General features: G+C 63.9%; 18 protein-coding genes, 1 tRNA gene and 1 pseudogene. 16 read left to right on the top strand and 4 right to left on the bottom strand.

Annotated elements, in window-relative coordinates; genetic code table 11:
* Position 1: 1 nt before the first annotated feature.
* The 15 genes from nuoH (at position 2) to EN853_RS05840 (ending at position 16,577) form a co-directional block, all read left to right on the top strand.
* Positions 2–1,045, top strand: coding sequence for an NADH-quinone oxidoreductase subunit NuoH (nuoH, locus tag EN853_RS05910; protein ID WP_127858826.1), 1,044 nt, complete (start codon positions 2–4; stop codon positions 1,043–1,045).
* Entirely contained in the window at positions 1,045–1,536 is a 492-nt protein-coding gene (nuoI, locus tag EN853_RS05905) for an NADH-quinone oxidoreductase subunit NuoI (RefSeq protein WP_127858827.1), read from the top strand. Before nuoH ends, nuoI begins: the two co-directional genes overlap by 1 nt.
* Before the next feature lie 125 nt (positions 1,537–1,661).
* A complete protein-coding gene (locus EN853_RS05900; protein ID WP_127858828.1) occupies positions 1,662–2,282 on the top strand; it encodes an NADH-quinone oxidoreductase subunit J in 621 nt (206 codons plus the stop codon).
* A 1-nt stretch (position 2,283) separates the two neighbouring features.
* Positions 2,284–2,592 carry an NADH-quinone oxidoreductase subunit NuoK gene (nuoK, locus tag EN853_RS05895; protein ID WP_066998791.1) on the top strand — a complete coding sequence of 103 codons (309 nt, stop codon included), beginning with the start codon at positions 2,284–2,286 and terminating at the stop codon, positions 2,590–2,592.
* Between the two features lie 11 nt (positions 2,593–2,603).
* A complete protein-coding gene (nuoL, locus tag EN853_RS05890) occupies positions 2,604–4,577 on the top strand; it encodes an NADH-quinone oxidoreductase subunit L (protein WP_127858829.1) in 1,974 nt (657 codons plus the stop codon).
* On the top strand, positions 4,577–6,082 hold the full coding sequence (locus EN853_RS05885; protein WP_127858830.1) for an NADH-quinone oxidoreductase subunit M: 1,506 nt from the start codon (positions 4,577–4,579) through the stop codon (positions 6,080–6,082). The genes nuoL and EN853_RS05885 overlap by 1 nt, the downstream gene beginning before the upstream one ends.
* A gap of 13 nt (positions 6,083–6,095) precedes the next feature.
* Entirely contained in the window at positions 6,096–7,532 is a 1,437-nt protein-coding gene (gene nuoN / locus EN853_RS05880; RefSeq protein WP_127858831.1) for an NADH-quinone oxidoreductase subunit NuoN, read from the top strand.
* Between the two features lie 4 nt (positions 7,533–7,536).
* On the top strand, positions 7,537–8,358 hold the full coding sequence (locus EN853_RS05875) for a biotin--[acetyl-CoA-carboxylase] ligase (RefSeq protein WP_127858832.1): 822 nt from the start codon (positions 7,537–7,539) through the stop codon (positions 8,356–8,358).
* Positions 8,359–8,394: 36 nt separating this feature from the next.
* Complete coding sequence (locus EN853_RS05870; RefSeq protein WP_127858833.1) at positions 8,395–10,065, top strand: ribonuclease J; 1,671 nt, start codon at positions 8,395–8,397, stop codon at positions 10,063–10,065.
* Between the two features lie 101 nt (positions 10,066–10,166).
* Positions 10,167–10,571 carry a methylmalonyl-CoA epimerase gene (gene mce / locus EN853_RS05865; protein ID WP_127858834.1) on the top strand — a complete coding sequence of 135 codons (405 nt, stop codon included), beginning with the start codon at positions 10,167–10,169 and terminating at the stop codon, positions 10,569–10,571.
* A complete protein-coding gene (locus EN853_RS05860) occupies positions 10,568–10,852 on the top strand; it encodes a DUF1467 family protein (protein WP_127858835.1) in 285 nt (94 codons plus the stop codon). The genes mce and EN853_RS05860 overlap by 4 nt, the downstream gene beginning before the upstream one ends.
* A 576-nt stretch (positions 10,853–11,428) precedes the next feature.
* A complete protein-coding gene (gene proS / locus EN853_RS05855) occupies positions 11,429–12,754 on the top strand; it encodes a proline--tRNA ligase (RefSeq protein ID WP_127858836.1) in 1,326 nt (441 codons plus the stop codon).
* On the top strand, positions 12,754–14,040 hold the full coding sequence (locus EN853_RS05850; RefSeq protein WP_127858837.1) for a lipoprotein-releasing ABC transporter permease subunit: 1,287 nt from the start codon (positions 12,754–12,756) through the stop codon (positions 14,038–14,040). The genes proS and EN853_RS05850 overlap by 1 nt, the downstream gene beginning before the upstream one ends.
* Positions 14,040–14,720 carry an ABC transporter ATP-binding protein gene (locus EN853_RS05845; RefSeq protein ID WP_127858838.1) on the top strand — a complete coding sequence of 227 codons (681 nt, stop codon included), beginning with the start codon at positions 14,040–14,042 and terminating at the stop codon, positions 14,718–14,720. The genes EN853_RS05850 and EN853_RS05845 overlap by 1 nt, the downstream gene beginning before the upstream one ends.
* A gap of 606 nt (positions 14,721–15,326) precedes the next feature.
* Entirely contained in the window at positions 15,327–16,577 is a 1,251-nt protein-coding gene (locus EN853_RS05840; RefSeq protein ID WP_127858839.1) for an SRPBCC family protein, read from the top strand.
* Between the two features lie 19 nt (positions 16,578–16,596).
* Here the strand turns inward: EN853_RS05840 and lipB are convergent, their stop codons facing one another.
* Positions 16,597–17,340 carry a lipoyl(octanoyl) transferase LipB gene (lipB, locus tag EN853_RS05835; protein ID WP_127858840.1) on the bottom strand — a complete coding sequence of 248 codons (744 nt, stop codon included), beginning with the start codon at positions 17,338–17,340 and terminating at the stop codon, positions 16,597–16,599.
* A gap of 233 nt (positions 17,341–17,573) precedes the next feature.
* Here lipB and EN853_RS05830 point away from each other — a divergent pair.
* A tRNA-Leu gene (locus EN853_RS05830) sits at positions 17,574–17,658 on the top strand.
* A gap of 103 nt (positions 17,659–17,761) precedes the next feature.
* Here EN853_RS05830 and EN853_RS05825 read toward each other — a convergent pair.
* From EN853_RS05825 to EN853_RS05815, 3 genes and pseudogenes are all read right to left on the bottom strand, one after another.
* Positions 17,762–20,446: a phosphoenolpyruvate carboxylase gene (locus EN853_RS05825; protein ID WP_127858841.1), complete on the bottom strand. Its 2,685-nt coding sequence runs from the start codon at positions 20,444–20,446 to the stop codon at positions 17,762–17,764.
* A gap of 71 nt (positions 20,447–20,517) precedes the next feature.
* Positions 20,518–21,486, bottom strand: a complete 969-nt coding sequence (locus tag EN853_RS05820; RefSeq protein WP_127858842.1) for a D-glycerate dehydrogenase — start codon at positions 21,484–21,486, stop codon at positions 20,518–20,520.
* Positions 21,487–21,559: 73 nt separating this feature from the next.
* Positions 21,560–21,798, bottom strand: a pseudogene (locus tag EN853_RS05815) (succinate--CoA ligase subunit alpha); the annotation flags it as partial.

Genomic DNA, 21,798 nt, shown 5'->3' with positions numbered 1-21,798 from the left:
CATGGACACCTTCTTCTCCTTCTACGTTCTGCCGGCGCTGCTGATCCTGTTGAAGTCGGTCGTGCTGATCGTCGTTCTTCTGATCTTCGTGGCTTATGTGCTCTATGCCGACCGCAAGATCTGGGCGGCGGTGCAACTGCGCCGCGGCCCGAACGTCGTCGGTCCCTGGGGCACGCTGCAGGCCTTCGCCGACCTTTTGAAATTCGTCTTCAAGGAGCCGGTGATCCCGTCCGGCGCCAACAAGGGCGTCTTCCTTCTTGCGCCGCTGGTGTCGGCGGTGCTGGCGATCTCGGCCTGGGCCGTCATTCCGGTCAATGACGGCTGGGCGATCGCCAACATCAATGTCGGCATTCTCTATGTCTTCGCCATCTCCTCGCTGGAGGTCTATGGCGTGATCATGGGCGGCTGGGCGTCGAATTCGAAATATCCGTTCCTCGGCGCGCTGCGCTCGGCCGCGCAGATGGTGTCCTACGAGGTCTCGATCGGCTTCGTCATCGTCACGGTGCTGCTTTGCGTCGGCTCGCTCAACCTCTCCGACATCGTCATGTCGCAGCAGGATGGCCTCGGCACCAGGCTCGGCCTGCCCAACACCTTCCTCGACTGGCACTGGCTGTCGCTGTTCCCGATGTTCGTCGTCTTCTTCATCTCGGCGCTGGCCGAGACGAACCGTCCGCCTTTCGATCTGGTGGAGGCGGAATCGGAACTCGTCGCCGGCCACATGGTCGAGTATTCCTCGACGCCGTTCCTGCTCTTCTTCCTGGGCGAATATGTCGCCGTCGTCCTGATGTGCGCGTTGGCCACCATTCTGTTCCTGGGCGGCTGGCTGCCACCGTTCGACTTCGCGCCCTTCACCTGGGTGCCGGGCTTGATCTGGTTCGTGCTCAAGGTCTGCCTGGTCTTCTTCATGTTCTCGATGGTGAAGGCATTCGTGCCGCGTTACCGCTACGACCAACTGATGCGATTGGGCTGGAAGGTGTTCCTGCCGATCTCGCTGTTCATGGTGGTTGCCACCGCGGCCTTCCTCAAGATCACGGGGTTTGCGTGATGTCCGCTCTTGGCCAAGCCGCAAAGGCGCTGCTGCTGAAGGATTTCGTCAGCGCCTTCTTCCTGTCGATGCGCCAGTTCTTCGCGCCGAAGGAGACGATCAACTATCCGCACGAGAAGGGGCCGGTGAGCCCGCGCTTCCGCGGCGAGCACGCGCTGCGCCGCTACCCCAACGGCGAGGAGCGCTGCATCGCCTGCAAGCTCTGCGAGGCGATTTGCCCGGCGCAGGCGATCACCATCGAGGCGGGCCCGCGCCGCAACGACGGCACGCGGCGCACCGTGCGCTACGACATCGACATGGTGAAGTGCATCTATTGCGGCTTCTGCCAGGAAGCCTGCCCGGTCGACGCCATCGTCGAGGGGCCGAATTTCGAATTCGCGACCGAGACGCGCGAGGAGCTTTACTACAATAAGGAAAAGCTGCTCGCGAACGGCGATCGCTGGGAGCGGGAACTGGCGCGCAACATCGCGCTGGACGCGCCCTATCGCTGACATTTGACGCATGGACGGGGCGAGGGGCCTCGTCTAAGGAAACGCAACTTTGCCAGCCGGAGGCGGCGGCGACATCGAGCAGCGGCGCTGAGCCCATTGTTCGGACAGGAACCCGGGGGAACCCCATGCTGAGTGGACTAGAGGCGGCCTTTTTCTACCTCTTCGCCTTTGTCGCGGTGGCGTCGGCCTTCATGGTCATTTCGTCGCGCAATCCCGTGCATTCCGTGCTGTTCCTGATCCTCACCTTCTTCAATGCCGCCGGCCTGTTCATGCTGACGGGCGCCGAGTTCCTGGCGATGATCCTGCTCGTCGTCTATGTCGGCGCGGTGATGGTGCTGTTCCTGTTCGTCGTCATGATGCTCGACGTCGACTTCGCCGAGATGAAGCAGGGCGCGCTGCAATATGCGCCGATCGGCGCGCTGGTCGGGCTGATCCTGGCGGCGGAGCTGATCGTCGTGCTGGGCGGCTACAGCTTCGCGCCGCAGCTTGCCTCGACGGTGGCGAAGGCAACGCCGGACCTCGCCACGCGCTCCAACACGGCCGCGCTCGGCGACATCCTCTACACGGACTACCTCTACTACTTCCAGATCGCCGGCCTCGTGCTCCTGGTCGCCATGATCGGCGCCATCGTGCTGACCCTGCGCCACAAGGAAGGCGTCAAGCGGCAGTCGATCGCCGCCCAGGTCGGCCGCACGCCGGCGACGGGCATGGAAATCCGCAAGGTCAAGTCGGGCGAGGGCATCTGAGATGGTCGTCGGCATCGCGCATTATCTCACCGTATCGGCGATCCTGTTCACGCTCGGCGTGTTCGGCATCTTTTTGAACCGCCGCAACATCATCGTCATCCTGATGTCGATCGAGCTGATCCTGCTTGCGGTCAACATCAACTTCGTCGCCTTCTCGGCGGCGCTGCATGACCTTGTCGGGCAGGTGTTCGCCCTGTTCGTGCTGACGGTCGCCGCGGCGGAAGCCGCGATCGGACTTGCCATTCTTGTCGTCTTCTTCCGCAACCGCGGCTCGATCGCGGTCGAAGACGTGAACCAGATGAAGGGTTGACGGGAACAACCATGTACCAGGCCATCGTCTTCCTTCCGCTGCTCGGCTTCCTGATTGTCGGCCTGTTCGGCAACTCGCTCGGCGCCAAGGCATCCGAATACATCACCTCCGGCTTCCTAGTGATCGCGGGGGTGCTGTCGTGGATCGCCTTCTTCACTGTCGGCTTCGGCCACGGCGAGGTGTTCACCGTGCCGGTGCTGCGCTGGATCCAGGCCGGCGGGCTCGATGCCGCCTGGGCGCTGAGGATCGACACGCTGACGGTCGTGATGCTGGTCGTCGTCAACACGGTGTCGGCGCTGGTCCACATCTATTCGATCGGCTACATGCACCACGATCCGGACCGGCCGCGCTTCTTCGCCTATCTTTCGCTCTTCACCTTCGCGATGCTGATGCTGGTGACGGCCGACAACCTTGTGCAGATGTTCTTCGGCTGGGAAGGTGTCGGCCTCGCCTCCTACCTGCTGATCGGCTTCTGGTACAAGAAGCCCTCCGCCAACGCCGCGGCGATCAAAGCCTTCGTCGTCAACCGCGTCGGCGATTTCGGCTTCGCGCTCGGCATCTTCGGCGTCTTCGTGCTGTTCGGCTCGGTCAATCTCGGCACGGTCTTTGCAAATGCCGCCTCCTTCCTCCCGGCCGAAGGCGCGCCGGAGGGGGCCGCGGTGCTGACCTTTCTCGGCCATGCGCTCGACAAGCACACGGCGCTGACGGTGGTCTGCCTGCTGCTCTTCATGGGCGCCATGGGCAAGTCGGCGCAGGTGCCGCTGCACACCTGGCTGCCCGACGCCATGGAAGGCCCGACACCCGTCTCGGCGCTGATCCATGCCGCGACCATGGTGACGGCCGGCGTTTTCATGCTGGCGAGGCTCTCGCCGCTGTTCGAGCTGTCGCATTCGGCGCTCACCGTCGTCACCTTCATCGGCGCCGTCACCGCCTTCTTCGCCGCCACTGTCGGTCTGGTCCAGAACGACATCAAGCGCGTCATCGCCTATTCGACCTGCTCGCAGCTCGGTTACATGTTCGTGGCGCTCGGCGTCGGCGCCTATGGCGCGGCGATCTTCCACCTGTTCACGCACGCCTTCTTCAAGGCGCTTTTGTTCCTTGGCTCGGGCTCGGTCATCCATGCCGTCTCCGATGAGCAGGACATGCGCAAGATGGGCGGGTTGAGAACGCTGATCCCGAAGACCTACTGGATGATGGTGGTCGGCACGCTGGCGCTGACCGGCGTCGGCATCCCGGCGACAGTCATCGGCACCGCCGGCTTCTTCTCCAAGGACGCCATCATCGAGACGTCCTTTGCCAGCCACAATGCAGTCGCCGGCTTCGCGTTCATCCTGCTCGTGATCGCCGCCTGCTTCACCAGCTTCTATTCCTGGCGGCTGATCTTCATGACCTTCCACGGCGAGCCGCGCGCGAGCCACGAGGTCATGCATCACGTCCATGAATCGCCGCCGGTGATGCTGGTGCCGCTCTATGTGCTGGCGGCCGGCGCGCTCTTTGCCGGCCTCATATTCCACGGCGCCTTCATCGGCGAGGGCTATGGCGAATTCTGGAAGGCGTCGCTGTTCACGCTGCCGGAGAACCACATCCTGCACGAGATCCACGAATTGCCGCTGTGGGTGGAACTGGCGCCGTTCATCGCCATGGTCATCGGCTTCGCGGTCGCCTGGAAGTTCTATATCCGCTCGCCGGAACTGCCGCGGAGCGTCGCCGCCAATCATCGCCTGCTTTACGGCTTCCTGCTCAACAAATGGTACTTCGACGAGCTCTACGACGTCCTGTTCGTGCGGCCGGCAAAGCGCCTCGGCAGGTTCCTGTGGAAGACTGGTGACGGCGCGATCATCGATGGCCTCGGTCCCGACGGCATTTCGGCGCGCGTCGTCGACGTCACCAACCGGGTCGTCAAGCTGCAGACCGGTTATCTCTACCACTATGCCTTCGCCATGCTGATCGGCGTGGCCGCTCTCGTCACCTGGATGATGCTCTGATGACCGACTGGCCAATCCTCTCGCTGGTCACCTTCCTGCCGCTGGTTGGTGTTCTGCTCATTCTGCCGATCAGCGACGACAGCGAAAACGCGCGCCGCAACATCCGCTCGATCGCCTTCATCACGACGGCGTTCACCTTCGTAATTTCACTGTTCATCTGGAAGGGCTTCGACAATTCGCAGGCCGGCTTCCAGTTCGTCGAGAAGCACGCCTGGCTGGATTCGGGCATTTCCTACCATATGGGCGTCGATGGCATCTCAATGCTGTTCGTCATCCTGACGACCTTCCTGATGCCGCTCAGCATCCTCGCCTCCTGGGAGGCGATCGAGAAGCGGGTCAAGGCTTACATGATCGCCTTCCTGATCCTCGAGACGCTGATGATCGGCGTGTTCTGCGCGCTCGACATCGTGCTCTTCTATGTCTTCTTCGAGGGCGGCCTGATCCCGATGTTCATCATCATCGGCGTCTGGGGCGGCAAGCGGCGCGTCTATGCATCGTTCAAGTTCTTCCTCTACACGCTCGCCGGCTCGGTGCTGATGCTGCTCGCCATCATGGCGATGTTCTTCCAGTCCGGCACCACCGACATCACAACGCTTCTGACGCATAACTTCCCGGCCAACATGCAGACCTGGCTGTGGCTCGCCTTCTTCGCCTCCTTCGCGGTGAAGATGCCGATGTGGCCGGTGCACACCTGGCTGCCAGACGCGCATGTCGAGGCGCCGACTGCCGGCTCGGTCATCCTCGCCGCCATCCTCTTGAAGATGGGCGGATACGGCTTCCTGCGCTTCTCGCTGCCGATGTTCCCGCTGGCGTCGGAGACATTCGCGCCGCTGATCTTCACGCTCTCCGTCGTCGCCATCATCTACACTTCGCTGGTGGCGCTGATGCAGGAGGACATGAAGAAGCTGATCGCCTATTCCTCGGTCGCCCATATGGGCTTCGTCACCATGGGCATCTTCGCGATGAACCAGGAAGGCGTGCAGGGCGCGATGTTCCAGATGCTCAGCCACGGCCTGGTCTCCGGCGCGCTGTTCCTGTGCGTCGGCGTCATCTATGACCGCATGCACACGCGCGAGATCGACGCCTATGGCGGCTTGGTCAACAACATGCCGAAATACGCCACCGCGTTCATGATCTTCACCATGGCCAATGTCGGCCTGCCGGGCACCAGCGGCTTCGTTGGTGAGTTCCTGACCATGCTCGGCGTGTTCCGGGTCAACACCTGGGTGGCGTTCTTCGCGGCCACCGGTGTCATCCTGTCGGCGGCCTACGCGCTCTGGCTCTACCGCCGGGTGATCTTCGGCGCGCTGACCAAGGAAAGCCTGAAGAACCTGCTCGACCTGTCGCCGCGCGAGAAGGCGATCATCTACCCGTTGGTAGTGCTGGTCATCTTCTTCGGTGTCTATCCGGCGCCGGTGTTCGACGCCACGACGCAATCGGTCAAGGCGCTCGTCACCAACGTCACCGCATCCATCAATTCCGCGCAGACCGCGGCGGCGAACTGACTGGGGAAAAACCATGACGCCGGACCTTCTCTCCAGCCTTTCGCTCTCGACGCCGGAGCTGATCCTCGCCATCGGCGCGCTGGCGCTTTTGATGGTGGGCGCCTATTCGCGCTCCAACAACACGATGACGGTGACCGGGCTTGCGGTCGCGGTGCTTGTCATCGCCGGCCTGTGGCTGGCTTCCTCCGGCGGCGAGGGTGCTGCCTATGGCAACGCCTTCGTCCAGGACTCTTTCGGCCGCTTCATGAAGATGCTGGCGCTGATCGGCTCGGTGGTGACGCTCGTCATGTCGATGCGCTTTGCCAGGCAGGAGCATTTCGACAAGTTCGAATATCCGGTGCTGATCCTGCTTTGCACGCTCGGCATGATGCTGATGATCTCGGCCAACGGCATGATCGGGCTCTATCTCGGGCTCGAGCTGCAGTCGCTGGCGATCTATGTGCTGGCGGCGATCAACCGCGACAATCTCCGCTCGACCGAGGCGGGTCTCAAATATTTCGTCCTCGGCGCGCTGTCGTCGGGCATGCTGCTCTACGGCATCAGCCTCGTCTACGGCTATACCGGCAACACCGGCTTCCACGAGATCGCGACGGCGCTGGGCAGCGGCGAACGGCAGCTCGGCCTTGTCTTCGGCCTTGTCTTCGTGCTTGCCGGCCTTGCCTTCAAGATCTCCGCCGTGCCGTTCCATATGTGGACGCCCGACGTCTATGAGGGTGCGCCGACGCCGATCACCGCCTTCCTGGCGGCGGCGCCGAAGATGGCGGCAATGGCGCTGATCGTGCGCGTTACCATGGGCGCCTTCAAGCCGATCGCCGCCGACTGGCAGCAGATCGTCGTCTTCATCTCGATCGCCTCGATGGCGCTGGGCGCCTTTGCCGCCATCGGCCAGACCAACATCAAACGGCTGATGGCCTATTCTTCGATCGGCCATATGGGCTATGCGCTGGTCGGCCTTGCCGCCAACAGCCAGGCAGGCGTGCGCGGCGTGGCGATCTACATGCTGATCTATCTGGTGATGACGCTCGGCACTTTTGCCTTCATCCTCGCCATGCGGCGCAAGGAGGGCAATGTCGAGCAGATCGGCGATCTCGCAGGCCTTGCCTCGACCAATCCGATCATGGCTACCATCCTCACCATCCTGATGTTCTCGCTGGCCGGCATTCCGCCGCTCGCCGGCTTCTGGGGGAAGTGGTACGTGTTCCTCGCCGCCATCAACGCGCATCTCTACGCGCTGGCGATCATCGGTGTGCTGGCCTCGGTGGTGGGCGCCTACTATTACCTGCGCATCATCAAGATCATGTGGTTCGACGAGCCGGTCGGCGGTTTCGTGCCGATGGCAAGCGAGCTTCGCCTCGTGCTCGGCGTCAGCGGCGCCTTCGTGCTGTTCTATGTGCTGATCGGCGGGCCGATCGGCAGCTATGCCGAAGTCGCCGCAAAAACGTTCTTCTGACGGGATGGCATTTCGGCTGGCTCCAACCGCGGCGTCGGAGGGGTTCCGGCTCGAGGCCCATGACAGCGTCGGCTCGACCAACGCGCTAGCGCTCGAGCATGCGCGCGCCGGCGATCCCGGCAAGCTCTGGGTGGTCTCGAAGAGGCAGGAAAGTGGACGCGGTCGGCGCGGCCGCGCTTGGGCGACGCCCGAGGGCAATCTTGCGGCGACGCTGCTTCTGGTTCCTGGCGGCGAGCTGAGGCTTGCAGCGACGCTCGGCTTCGTCGCCGGCCTTGCTCTGGCCGACGCACTCGACGCCATCGTTCCGCAAGGCCGGATCGCCGTTGGCCTGGACGGCGGTGGCGAAGGGCGAAACCGCTTCGAGCTGAAATGGCCGAACGACGTGCTCGCTTCCGGCGCCAAGCTCGCCGGCATCCTGCTGGAATCGGCCATGCTCGAAGGCGGACGCTTTGCCGTCGCCGTCGGCATAGGCGTCAATGTGGTGGCTTACCCGCAGGATTTGCCGTATCCGGCGACATCGCTCAAGGCGCTGGGCGCCAATTGCGATGCCGAAACGCTGTTCCTGGCGCTCTCCGACGCCTGGAGCGAGAATGCCAGATTGTGGGACGACGGGCGCGGGCTTAGCGGGGTCAGGAAGCGCTGGCTGGCGCGCGCGGCCGGGCTCGGCGGCGAGGTTGCTGTCAGAATTGACGGCAATGTGGTGCGTGGCGTCTTCGAGACCATTGACGAGGACTGCCGTTTCGTGATCCGCGACGATGACGGATCTGTTTTGACGATCGCGGCCGGCGACGTGCATTTCGGCGCGGTCGCATCGGCGCGGGGTTGATTGGCTTGGCCCGACCGGCCAGGAAGGGAAGAATTCATGGCGAATAGAGAAAACGCCGAACTCGTGTTTGCGCCGCTTGGCGGCGTCGGCGAGATCGGCATGAACTTCGCCCTTTATGGCTACGGGCCGGCGGACGCGCGCGAATGGATCGTCGTCGATGTCGGCGTCACATTTCCCGACACCGCGCATCCGGGCGTCGATCTCATCCTGCCCGATACGCGCTTCATCGAGGAGAACCTCGACGGGTTGCGCGGCATCGTCATCACGCATGCGCATGAGGATCACTACGGCGCGCTGCTCGATATCTGGCCGAAACTCAAAGCGCCGGTGTGGATGACGCCCTTCACCGCCGGGCTGCTGGAGGCCAAGCGGCAGGGCGAGCAGAATGCGCCGAAAATCCCGGCATCGATCTACCGGGCCGGCGAGAAGTTCACCGTCGGGCCGTTCGAGATCGAGGCCATTCCGGTGGCGCACTCGATCCCCGAGCCGATGTCGCTGGCGATCACCACACCGGCCGGCACGGTGATCCATACCGGTGACTGGAAGATCGATCCGGCGCCGACGATCGGCCCGAAGACCGACGAGGCGCGTTTCCGCGCCTATGGCGACAAGGGCGTGCTGGCGCTGATCTGCGATTCAACCAATGCGCTGAGGGAAGGCGAGTCGCCTTCGGAAGTGGCGGTCGGCGAGGGCCTGAAGGGCGTCATCGAGAATGCCAAGGGTCGGGTCGCGGTCACCACCTTCTCCTCCAATGTCGGGCGCATCGTCTCGATCGCCAGGGCGGCGCGCGATGCCGGCCGCCAGTGCCTGGTGCTCGGCCGCTCGTTGAAGCGCGTCATCGACGTCGCGGGCGAGCTCGGCTACATGGATGGCTTGCCGGAGTTCATCGCCGAGGAGGACTACGGCTTCATCCCGCGCGAGAACCTGGTGATCATCTGCACCGGCAGCCAGGGCGAACCGCTGGCCGCGCTGGCGAAGCTGTCGCGCGACGAGATGAAATCGGTGGCGCTGACGGCCGGCGACACAGTGGTGTTCTCCTCACGCACCATTCCCGGCAACGAGAAGGCGATCCTCGAGATCAAGAACCGGCTGATCGACCTCGGCATGAAAATCATCGAGGACGGCGACGCGCTGGTGCATGTTTCCGGCCACCCGCGTCGCAGCGAGCTGCGCAAGATGTATGAATGGGTGCGGCCGCAGATCGGAGTGCCGGTGCATGGCGAGGCGGCGCATCTGGTCGCGCAGGGCTCGCTGATGTCGATGTCGGGCATCGGGCAGGTGGCGCAGGTGCGCGACGGCGACATGCTGAGGCTCTGGCCCGGTCCCGCCACGATCATCGACCAGGTGCCGTTCGGCCGCCTCTACAAGGATGGTTTCCTGATCGGCAGCGACCAGGAGATGGGCATACGCGACCGGCGCAAGCTGTCCTTCGCCGGCCATGTTGCGGTCAATGTCGTGCTCGACGACAAATACGAGCTTGCCGGCGACCCGGATCTGGTGGCGATCGGCGTCGCCGAGGCCGACGCCAGCGGCGAGACGCTGGAAGACCTGATGCTCGATGCGGCAATCGGCGCGGTGGACTCGATCCCGCGCCAGCGCCGAAAAGACCTCGACCTGGTGCAGGAGGCCGTGCGCCGTGCCGTGCGCGGCGCCGCCAACGAAGCCTGGGGCAAGAAGCCGCTGGTGACGGTGTTCGTCACAAGATGAGGGAGTAGGGACTAGGCAGTAGGCGATAGGAAAGGCGATGGATTTTTGTAGGTCCCTACTGCCTATGGCCCACTGCCTACTCCCCTAAAAGCGGAGCGCATATGCTCGGACGCCTGAACCATGTCGCGCTTGCCGTGCCGGACCTGGCCGCGGCGAGCGCGGCCTATCGCGACACGCTGGGCGCCCGGCTGAGTGCGCCACAGGCGCTGCCGGAACATGGCGTGACAGTGGTGTTCGTCGATGTCGGCAATACCAAGATCGAACTCCTGGAGCCGTTGGGCGATGCCTCGCCGATTGCGGCATTCCTGGAGAAGAACCCTTCCGGCGGCATGCATCACGTCTGCTACGAGGTCGATGACATCCTTGCCGCGCGCGATCATCTCAAGGCGAGCGGCGCGCGCGTGCTCGGCGACGGCAATCCGAAGACCGGCGCGCACGGCAAGCCGGTATTGTTCCTGCACCCGAAGGACTTCTTCGGCACGCTGGTCGAACTGGAGCAGGCATGAACTGGGTTTCATTTGTCGCGCTGTTCTTCGTCACATGGTGGCTGGTGCTGTTTGCCGTGCTGCCGTTCAGCCTGCGCACGCAGGATGAGGACAAGGACGTGACGCTCGGCACGGTGTCGAGCGCGCCGCGTGGACCGCATATGCTGCGCGCTGCGATTCGCACGACGATCGTCACCGCCATTGTCATTGGCACTTTCTACGGCTTGACGAAGGGGCTTGGCTTCGGCTTCGACGACATCCCGCACATCGTGCCGGACTTTAGTCAAAGTGACAGCCGCTAAAAGTCCTATACAGTCCTTCGCAAGTATTGAACTGAGAACGCGCGTTTTGGTTGAAATCGGAAGCCGGCTTCCGATTTCAAGGGCTGACGCGAGGTAGAGCTGTTTGGCAGCTTGTCGTGCTAAGCAGATGATTGCACAAAAAAAATGCAAGGCACGAGGCCTTGCAATTTAAACGCGTCCGATCCGTTTCCGGTGTCCGGCGGCAGCGAGTTACCGCGCCTAGATCGCATCCTCCCAAGACTTTGACCGCGTAGGAGAGCAGATTTTTCTCCGCCCTCTCGGTTATCGGCGCACACTAGACCAACGTAGGTGAACATGTCACGAAGAATTTTGCCTCCAAACGGGCAATATCGTGCTGCACTGCACAATAGTGGAGCAGGGCTTGCTTGTGAATCGATCAAATTGAGGTAATCGGCATTTTGCGGTCTGGGCAGGCCCTTTGATCGGGTGCAGAAGGCCGCCACACTTTGGCTGCTCGGGTTTCCATTCGGCCATGAAATGGCTATTAAGCCCGGGCAAGCAGCCTCGGTTGCGGCGATTCTCCGCGCCGCCATTTTTTCATTCACGGACCAGTCCATGCGTTTGTCGCGCTATTTCCTGCCTATTCTCAAAGAAAACCCCCGCGAGGCCGAAATCGTCTCGCATCGGCTGATGCTGCGCGCCGGCATGATCCGCCAGCAGGGGCAGGGCAGCTTCTCCTGGCTGCCGCTCGGGAAGCGCGTGCTTGACAAGGTCTGCCAGATCATCCGCGAGGAGCAGAACCGGGCAGGCGCGCTGGAAATCCTGATGCCGACGATCCAGTCGGCGGACCTCTGGCGCGAGAGCGGCCGCTACAACGATTACGGCAAGGAGATGCTGCGCATCAAGGATCGCCAGGATCGCGACATGCTCTATGGTCCGACCAACGAGGAAATGGTCACCGAGATTTTCCGCGCCTACGTCAAGTCCTACAAGGACCTGCCTCTCAACCTCTACCACATCCAGTGGAAGTTCCGCGACGAGGTGCGTCCGCGCTTCGGCGTCATGCGTTCGCGCGAGTTCCTGATGAAGGACGCTTACTCCTTCGATCTCGATTATGAAGGCGCGAGAGCAGCCTATAACCGCATGTTCGTCTCCTATCTCAGGACGTTCACGCGCATGGGGCTGCAGGCCATTCCGATGCGCGCCGACACCGGCCCGATCGGCGGCGACCTCAGCCACGAGTTCATCATCCTGGCCGACACCGGTGAGAGCCAGGTGTTCTGCGACCGCGCCTATCTGTCGCTCGACGTGCCTGGCGCGGACACCGACTTCTCCAACGATGCGGAGATCGGCGGCATCGTGAAGACGTGGACGACCCCCTACGCCGCCACCGACGAGATGCATGACGAAGCGGCCTGGGCGAACGTCGCTGAAGGCGACCGGCTCTCGGCGCGCGGCATCGAGGTCGGTCATATCTTCCATTTCGGCGAGAAATATTCCAAGCCGATGGGCGCCAAGGTGACCGGGCCCGACGGCAAGGATCATTTCGCTTCGGGCGGCTCCTACGGCATCGGCCCGTCGCGACTGGTCGCGGCGATCATCGAGGCGAGCCATGATGAGAACGGCATCATCTGGCCGGAAGCCGTGGCGCCGTTCGATGTCGGCCTGATCAACATGAAGGCGGGCGACGCCGACTGCGACCACGTCTGCGACGAGCTCTACGCTGCGATGACTTCGGCCGGCAAGGACGTGCTCTATGACGACACCGACCAGCGGCCCGGCGGCAAGTTCGCAACCGCCGACCTGATCGGCCTGCCCTGGCAGGTGATCGTCGGCCCGCGCGGCGTGGCCGCCGGCGAGGTCGAGATCAAGAACCGCCGCAGCGGCGAGCGCGAGACGCTGCCGATCGCGGAAGCCAAGAAGCGCCTGGGTATCGCCTGATGAGCGAGGCGGCGGCAGCGGCCAGATCGCCGGCGGGCGCCTTTTCAGGCTTCGAGCGCATGGTGGCGTGGCGCTACCTGCGTTCGCGCCGCAAGGAGACGGTGATCTCGGTGATCGCCTCGATCTCCTTCCTCGGCATCATGCTCGGCGTCGCGACGCTGATCGTCGTCATGGCGGTGATGAACGGCTTTCGTGCAGAGCTCTTGACCCGCATCCTCGGCGTCAACGGCCATCTGATCGTGCAGCCGCTGGATTCGCCACTGGAAGATTATGCGGAGGTGGCTGGCCGCATCAACGGCGTCGCAGGCGTCAAATACGCCATCCCGCTGATCGACGGGCAGGTGCTGGCGCAAGGCAATGTCGGCGGCGGCGCCGGCGCGCTGGTGCGCGGCATTCGCGGCGAGGACCTCGCCAAGATCGCAATCGTCTCCAGCAACATCAAGCAGGGCACGCTCGACGGTTTCGACACCGGCGAGGGCGTGGCGATCGGCAAGCGCATGGCCGAGAATCTCGGGCTGGTGCTTGGCGACACCATCACGCTTATCTCGCCGGAAGGCGACGTCACCCCGCTCGGCACCACGCCGCGCATGAAGGGCTACAAGGTGGCCGCGATCTTCGAGGTCGGCATGTCGGAGTATGACAGCTCGATCGTCTACATGCCGTTTTCCGAGGCGCAGCTCTATTTCAACCTGGACGGGCGGGCGCAGACCATCGAGATCTATGTCGACAATCCCGACAATGTCGACGCGCTGAAGCCGCTGGTCGAGCAGGCGGCGCAACGACCGATCGATCTCGTCGACTGGCGCCAGCGCAACGAAACCTTCTTCTCGGCGCTCCAGGTCGAGCGCAACGTCATGTTCATGATCCTGACGCTGATTGTGCTGGTAGCGGCGCTCAACATCATTTCGGGCCTCATCATGCTGGTGAAGGACAAGGGGCACGACATCGCCATCCTGCGCACCATGGGAGCGTCGCGCGGTGCGATCCTGCGCATCTTCCTGATGACGGGGGCGGCGATCGGCGTCACCGGCACCATCGCCGGCGTGCTGCTCGGCGTCGTCATCTGCCTCAACATCGAATCGATCCGCCAGTTCTTCTCTTGGATGACCGGCAGGATACTGTTCAACCCTGAGCTCTATTTCCTCAGCCAACTGCCGGCCAAAATGGACCCGCGCGAGACCACCTACGTGGTTATCATGGCGCTGGCCCTGTCGTTCCTGGCCACGCTGTTCCCGGCCTGGCGGGCGGCCCGGCTCGATCCGGTCGAAGCCTTGAGGTACGAGTGATGGCCGAAGCCATTATCGAGCTGAAGGGCGTCGAGCGGCACTATGTCCAGGGCCCGCGCAAGCTGACCATCCTGAACGGCGCCAACTTTTCGCTTCGGCGCGGCGAGATGGTGGCGCTGGTGGCGCCATCGGGCTCGGGCAAGTCGACCTTGCTGCATACGGCGGGACTGCTAGAGCGCCCGGATGCCGGCGACGTGATCCTTGGCGGCCGCGCCTGCGGCCGGCTCTCCGACGAGGAACGCACCGCGATCCGCCGCAACGATATCGGCTTCGTCTATCAGTTCCATCATCTGCTGCCGGAGTTCTCGGCGCTCGAAAACATCATGATGCCGCAGCTGATCAAGGGGCTGCCTCCCAAGGAGGCGTCCGAGCGGGCGGCGCAACTGCTGGACTACATGCAGATCGGCAAGCGCGCGCAGCACCGGCCGTCGGAACTTTCCGGTGGCGAACAGCAACGGGTGGCAATCGCGCGCGCCGTCGCCAATGCGCCGCTGGTGCTTCTGGCCGACGAGCCGACCGGCAATCTCGATCCGGCCACCGCCTCCTACGTGTTCGATGCGCTGGAGGCGCTGGTGCGGCAATCGGGACTGGCGGCGCTGATCGCCACCCACAATCACGAGCTGGCCTCGCGCATGGACCGGCGGGTGACGCTGGCCGAGGGCAAGGTCGTTCCGCTTTAAGGCACGTCGATACTAAGGTGAGGCCGGCCTGCGAAAGGCGGCCTCCTGCGCTTCCGGCCTTCGCCGACCGAAGCACTCATGAGCGGAGTGGCAGTTTAAGGCTACGGCCGGCGTAGGCGGGTGCTCACGTAGCTTAAGGACGGCTCCGCCCCTGCTCGGAATCCACCATTCTCGGCTCGGCCTGACCTGAGTCTCGACGTGCCCCGGTCGGCTCTGGCCGGCCGGCATTCGCCTCGTCAACCTTTCCTTAACCCTGCCCGAACTGGCCCGCCGGATTCGCCTGGAGTGGCGCTTCGCTATCGTTGACATTCGAACAAAATTAGAACAAATTACGAACATACTAACAACAGGAGAGAGTTATGGCCGATCTGGTTCAGGATGTCGTCTCGCTGGTTTGCATGAGCACCTTTCTCATTTCCATGGCGATCTGGATTGGCGCCATGTGACCAGGCGCTTCGCCGCCGCAGGGGCTGGCAAGAGCCCGCCCCGTTGTTCGGGCGGGCAAAAAAAGGCCCGCCCTGGGGATGGGAAAAAGCCCACCCCTTGTTAAGTCTTTCTTGGCCGCGCCGCCGCTAGGCTGGTTTCCGAAGATGGGGAGCAAAGGCAGTGTCGGTCATCGTCACGGTCACCCTCGTGGCCGGAAATCTCGGGCTGATCTTTCTCTTGATGACCGTGCCGCTGGGGTTGCGCACGGTCACCGTCAGCCGTGTGATAGAGGCCGATCGCAAACGCCTCTGGCAGGCGCTGTGGCCGTTCGGCGCCGATGCGGGCTGGTCGGGTGAAATCCTCTCCGCCGAACCTCAAGACAATGAGGGTACGGCGCTGATCAAACTGTCCTGGGAGGGGCGGGATGGCCGGCCGATCGAACGTAAGGCGCGGTTCGACGATGTGGTGGAAGGCAGCCGTTTCTCGATGCGCGTCATCGAGGATACGGCGCTCGATCCCTCGTTCTGGGCCAACTATCGCGAAACCACGGAACTCGCGCCCGAAGGCGGTGCGACGCGGGTCACGCTGACGCAGACCGACCGCTATCGCGGCGTCGCCTTCCTGATCTTCCGCTTCTTCGCCATGCGCCGCGAGTTGGCTAAGCTGCAGGTCTGGGCGAGGACCGGCACATATCGCAAGGGCGGCTGGTTCGAGCATCCGGTGAGCCAGATCGGCTTCGCCGTGCTTTCGGCCTTCATCCTGTGGCCGTTCTTCGGGCTCAACCTTGGCGGGCTGGCGCTGGCCGCGATCCTGACCGCGGTGGTGGCGCTGCACGAACTTGGCCACATGGCGGCGTTCCGCCTGACGGGGCATCGCCGGGCGCGGATGATCTTCATCCCGCTGCTCGGCGGCATCGCCATGGGCGGCCGGCCCTATGACAGCCGCTTCGAGGTCGCCTTCGTGGCGCTGATGGGCGCCGGCTTCTCCGCTTTCCTGGTGCCTGTCCTGATCGCCGCCAGCGGCTTTGCCGGTAGCGAAGGGCACCGTCTGCCGGCGTTGCTGCTGGCGGCGCTTGCCGGCTGCGCCTCGCTGTTCAACATCGCCAATCTGGTGCCGGTGTGGAAGTTCGACGGCGGCCAGGTGCTGCGCCAGATCTGCCCGGGGCCGATTGTGCTCGCGCTGGCCTCCTTCCTGCTGCTGTCCGCCCTGCTGGCGCTTGGCTGGCGTGCCGGGTTCCCGTCCAGCTTCCTGCTTGTCACCGGCGCGGTGTTTTCGATCCTCAGCCTCATCACCGTGGGAAGCGGCGTGAAGTCGCGCCACGAGCTGAAGCCGATCCATACCTTCGACCGCCTGGCCATGGCCGGCGCGCTGCTGGCGGTCTTTTCCATTCACGGCTACGGCGTGCTCTGGGCGTCCGCGCAGCTGATGTGACGCAGTATGCGCGGGAGGATCAGCCAGCCTTGCGCGCCGGCTCCGCCACTGGCGCAGCGGCCGGCCCGAACACATCCTCGAAGGCCGATTTCAGCGCGACGTCGAGGTCTGCCATGGCAACGGGCAGGCCAAGGTCGACGAGGCTGGTCACGCCATGGTCCGAGACGCCGCAAGGCACGATACCGCTGAAATGGCCGAGCTCCGGCTCAACATTGATGGCGATGCCGTGAAAGCTTACCCAGCGCCTGAGCCTGATCCCGATGGCGGCGATCTTGTCCTCGGCGGGCGAGCCGTCGGGCAGGGCAGGGCGATCCGGCCGCACCACCCAGACACCGACCCGGTCCTCGCGCCGCTCGCCGCGCACGTTGAAGGCGGCAAGAGTGCCGATGATCCATTGCTCCAGCGCGGCGACGAAGGCGCGAACGTCCTCACGCCGGCGTTTCAGGTCGAGCATGACATAGGCCACGCGCTGGCCGGGCCCGTGATAGGTGTATTCGCCGCCGCGGCCGGCCGGAAACACCGGGAACCGGTCGGGCTCGATGAGGTCCTCGATGCGGGCGCTCGTGCCTGCGGTGTAGAGCGGCGGATGCTCGACCAGCCAGACCATCTCGTTGGCTGCGCCGCTACGGATCGCCTCGGCGCGCGCTTCCATGAAGGCAAGCGCGTCCGGATAGGAAGTAAGGCCGGGCTCGATCACCCATTCGACCGGCGCCGAACCGGGAAGGGGCAGGAACGACGTGGCGATCTGGCTGCGTTCTGTCATGGATTGTTCGTTCTCGACTATGTATGCCGTGACCCCAAAACCGCGTCGCACCTTGGGCGGCATGATTTGCGCTTATATGGCGGCAATCGGCCAAAACGTCCAGTTCCGGTCGTGCGCCGCCGGCTCGTGAGGGGTTGTGCAAATCAGCGACGAATATTCCGCACGGCGCACTTGTTTCGCCGGAAACGATTTGCTACAGGCCCCGGGCCGGTCGGTTCCGGCTCCTACCACGTGCGGTCGTGGCGGAATTGGTAGACGCGCAGCGTTGAGGTCGCTGTGGGGCAACCCGTGGAAGTTCGAGTCTTCTCGACCGCACCAAAACTCTCCTGACGAATTGCCTCTGAAAGCCCTACGCGATCATACGTGGGCGAGCAGTACCGCACGCGACAAAAAGGTATTGCGAGCCTGAGACGGGCCTAGCCTATCCCGTCCAGCCAAGGCCGGCCGAGATGCAATTGATCGATACGAGCAGAGCGTCGGTCGTCCGCTTTTGGTCCGCCGTGCCGGTACTGGCCCGAACTTCACGCAGCAGATCGACCTGCAGGCGGTGAATGTCGTCCATCTGTCGCCGCAGATTGTCGAAACGCCGCTTGAACATCGGAAAGCGCGCCGAAAGATCGCCGCCCGTGAGGTCGCCGATCAGCCGTCGCGTCAGTTCGTATTCGGCGGCGATGCGGGCGTAGATTCGTTGGGCTGCATCGCTGTCGGACACCAGGCCGGCGTAAAGCCGCGCAATCTCCATGTCCGACTGGTAAAGCGTCTTCTCGGCCTCGTCGACGATCAGGCGGAAGAAGCGCGAGTGCTCGAACATGCGAGCCAGAAGTTCGCGCCCGGCCTCGCCGCGCACCGTGACGAAGGAGCTCAGCGCGCTGCCGATGCCATACCAGCCGGTCAACAGATGGCGGTTCTGGCTCCAGGCGAAAACCCATGGAATGGCGCGCAGGTCGGCAATGCCGCTGGCGCCGAAACGGCGATCCGGCCGTGAGCCCATTTTCAGGAGCGCCAGTTCCGCGACCGGGCTCGCCTGGTTGAAATAATGGAGGAAGCCGGGCTCAGCCATCAACCTGGCATAGGATGCCTGCGACATGCCTGCCAGCGCTTCCAGCGCCTCATCGAACTCCGGTGTTTCCTTCGGCTCGGAACCACCGAGCAATCCCACACTGTGCGCCAGCACGCCAGCGGCCAGAACCTCGAGCTGGTTAAGGCCTGTACCGCGGTTGGCGAATTTCGACGATACGACCTCGCCCTGCTCCGTCACGCGCATGCTCCTGGCGACAGTGCCTTGCGGCTGTGCCGCTATCGCCCGGCCGGTCGGCGCGCCGCCGCGGCTGACCGAGCCGCCGCGGCCGTGAAAGAAGCTGATCCTGACGTTGTGCCTGCGCCCCACGGCAGCGAGGCGCTTTTGCGCTTTTGCCAGTTCCCAATTGGAAGCCAGGAATCCGCCGTCCTTGTTGGAATCTGAATAGCCAAGCATGATTTCCTGGCGCGCGCCGAAATCCCGCACCGTCTGCCGCACCAGTGAAACGCCGAGCAATCCGCTCAGGATGCCAGGAGCGGCTTTAAGATCGGCGATGGTCTCGAACAATGGCACGATCCGCAGCCTGATTGTGCCGCCGCCACCCGGCGCGGTTGAAAGTCCGCAATATTGCGCCAGCAGATAGACCGCGAGCAGATCGTCAGTCGAGCGGGTCATGCTGAGAACGAATGAGCCAACTGCGTCGGCATCCGAGGCGGAGATGTGCTCACGGATGACGGAGAATGTCGAAAGCAGTTCACCTGCTTCGGGCGAGAGTCGGCCGGCGTCGATCTCCAGCCGCTCGCCCCCACTCAAGGCCGCGCGAATGCGCGCCGACCATTGCGGCGTGCCGGGTGCGACCGGCTCGGCGGGATTTGTCAGCGCAAACAGCTCGGCCAACACCCGGTTGACGACCGTGGAGTTCTGCCGGATGTCGAGTGAGACCGTACGGAAGCCGAAGCTTCCGACCTGCCAAAGCAGAGGCTGGACGAAACGCCTGGCTACCGCGCGCCCTCCGATGGCTTCGAGAACGCAAGACAGGGCGGTCAGATCGGCACGAAACGCGTCGGCCGAGGGGTAGGCCGCCTTGCCGCCGGCTCGCGTGGCCACCAACCGGCCAAGCAAGGCCGAAGCGAACTGGCGAAGCGGTTCGTCAGGGTTGCGGGCGGCGATCACGTCAGCCTGTCCGCTTTTATCAAGCGCCGTTTGCAGCACCGGCTTGAAGCTCGCCGGCAGGTCGATGACGTTCGAGCTGGCGCTGAGCACCGTCACCAGCCGCTGCACCTGCGCCAGATACCAGCCTATGGCGGTATTGCGGTATTCGGACATGGCGTGGGCGGTGACTGCGGCCGTCACATTTGGATTGCCGTCGCGGTCGCCGCCGATCCACGAGGCATAGCGCATGAAGGAGGGAATTCTGATCGGCTCTCCCGGATAGTGACGCTCGAAGGCGCCTTGAAGCTTGCCATAGAGCTGCGGCGTTGCCTCGAAGATGACCTCGCGAAAGAAATGCAGGCCCCAGGCGATTTCGCCTTCGACGGTCGGGCGCTCCAGCCGCAGCTCGCCCGTCATCCACAGGAGCTCTATCTCGCTTTCCAGGTCGGCGACCAGCAGGTCGCGTTCGCGCGGCGCCCAGCGCGGCTGGTCGAGTTCGGTCAGCTTGCGATAGATGCGGCGGTGGATCTCCAGCACCGTGACACGCTTGGCCTCAGTCGGGTGCGCGGTCATGGTCGGCCCGACGCAAAGCCCATCGAGCGTCGCCTGGACTTCCTCCGCCGAGTTGCCGTTCGCCGCCATCTGCGCGACTACGCTGGCCAACGAGCCGGGCACCTCGTCGGCGCCTGCGCCTTGCTCGAGTTCGCGACGCGCCCGCATGGCAAGCAACTCGTCGGCAATCGTCAGCAACTGGAACCATACGCCGGTCGCCTGAAGCGCCGGGATGCGCTGCTCCGCGGCGAGGGAGACAAGCGGCCTGCGTCCGGCCAAGACGGCGGCAATTTCGGGCTCACGCGCGCTTGCGACCTGAAGCAGCAGGCGCAGCAAGAGGCTGCGCTCGTCCTCACGAAAGTTGATGCGTCTGCTCTGTTCCAAACCCGCTTTCCTGATTCGTCCGCATCGATTGCCGCTGGGGCCGCGTCCTGAACCGAGGGCGACGCCGGCAGTCAGGCGACCCGATCAGGAACCGGGCGACCCTCGAAGAAGGCGGTCAGGTTCTCCACGACCTTCATGCCCATCGCCACGCGCGTTTCCTCGGTCGCGCTGCCGAGATGCGGCAGCAGCACGACGTTCTCCAGCTGCTTCAGCGCCTCCGGAACGGCCGGCTCGTCGGCAAAGACGTCGAGACCTGCGCCTGCGATCTCGCGCCTTTCCAGCGCGCCGATCAGGGCATCCTGATCGATGACGTCGCCGCGCGCAGTGTTGATCAAGAACGCGCCGCGCTTCATCAACCGCAGGTTTCGAGCATTGATGAGATGTCGGTTTTCAGTGCCGCCCGGACAATGCAGCGACACGAAATCGGATGCCGTGAGCACATCTTCCAAAGTCGGCATCTGCACTGCGCCCATGGCGCGCGTCTCGTCATCGTCGACCGGCGAGCGGTTGAAGAACACGATCTTCATGCCGAAGCCAAAATGCGCGCGCCTGGCTGTCGCCTTGCCGATGCGCCCCATGCCGACAATACCCAAGGTCTTGCCCGACACCTTCGCGCCGGCCATATGGGTCGGCGACCAGCCACGCCACTCTCCGGCCCGCAGTTGCCGCTCGCCTTCACCGGTCCGGCGCGCTACAGCCAGTATCAGGCTGAGCGCGAGGTCGGCGGTGCAGTCGGTCAGCACGCCCGGCGTGTTGGTCACCACGATCTCGCGGTCGCGGGCGGCCGCGACGTCGATATGGCTGAAGCCGACGCCGAAATTGGCGATGATGCGGGTGCGCGCGGCGCTCTCGGGAAACACCGCAGAAGGCAAGCGATCGCTGACTGTTGCTAGAATGGCATCATAATCCGCGAAGGCGGAAGTCATTGCGGCAGGACTGAGCGGCGTATCGCTGGCGTTGAACGTCGTATCGAATCGCTCGGCCAGGATCGCTTCGACGGCGGCAGGCCATCTGCGGGTGACAATCAAACGCGGTTTCATTGAATTTCTCGCCGATCGATGGGTCGCCGCGAAGCTTCCGGCGACCCGATGGAGACTTCACATCTCGCGGCTGTCACGCCGCCTTCTTCGTCCGCGCCAGCGTATCGGCCACGACCTCGCCGAAGGAGGCGGGCGTCGGCACGATGACGACGCCGGCGTCCTTGAGGATCTCGACCTTCTCCTGTGCCGACTCGCCGAAGGCCGAGATGATGGCGCCGGCATGGCCCATGCGGCGGCCCTTCGGCGCCGAAAGGCCGGCGATGTAGGCGATCAGCGGCTTCCTCATATTGTCGCGCGCCCAGATCGCGGCTT

Source organism: Mesorhizobium sp. M1C.F.Ca.ET.210.01.1.1 (assembly GCF_004791585.1).
Taxonomy (GTDB): Bacteria; Pseudomonadota; Alphaproteobacteria; order Rhizobiales; family Rhizobiaceae; genus Mesorhizobium.
Note: the sequence above shows the minus strand (reverse complement) of the source record. Positions and strands in the feature narration are given on the sequence as shown.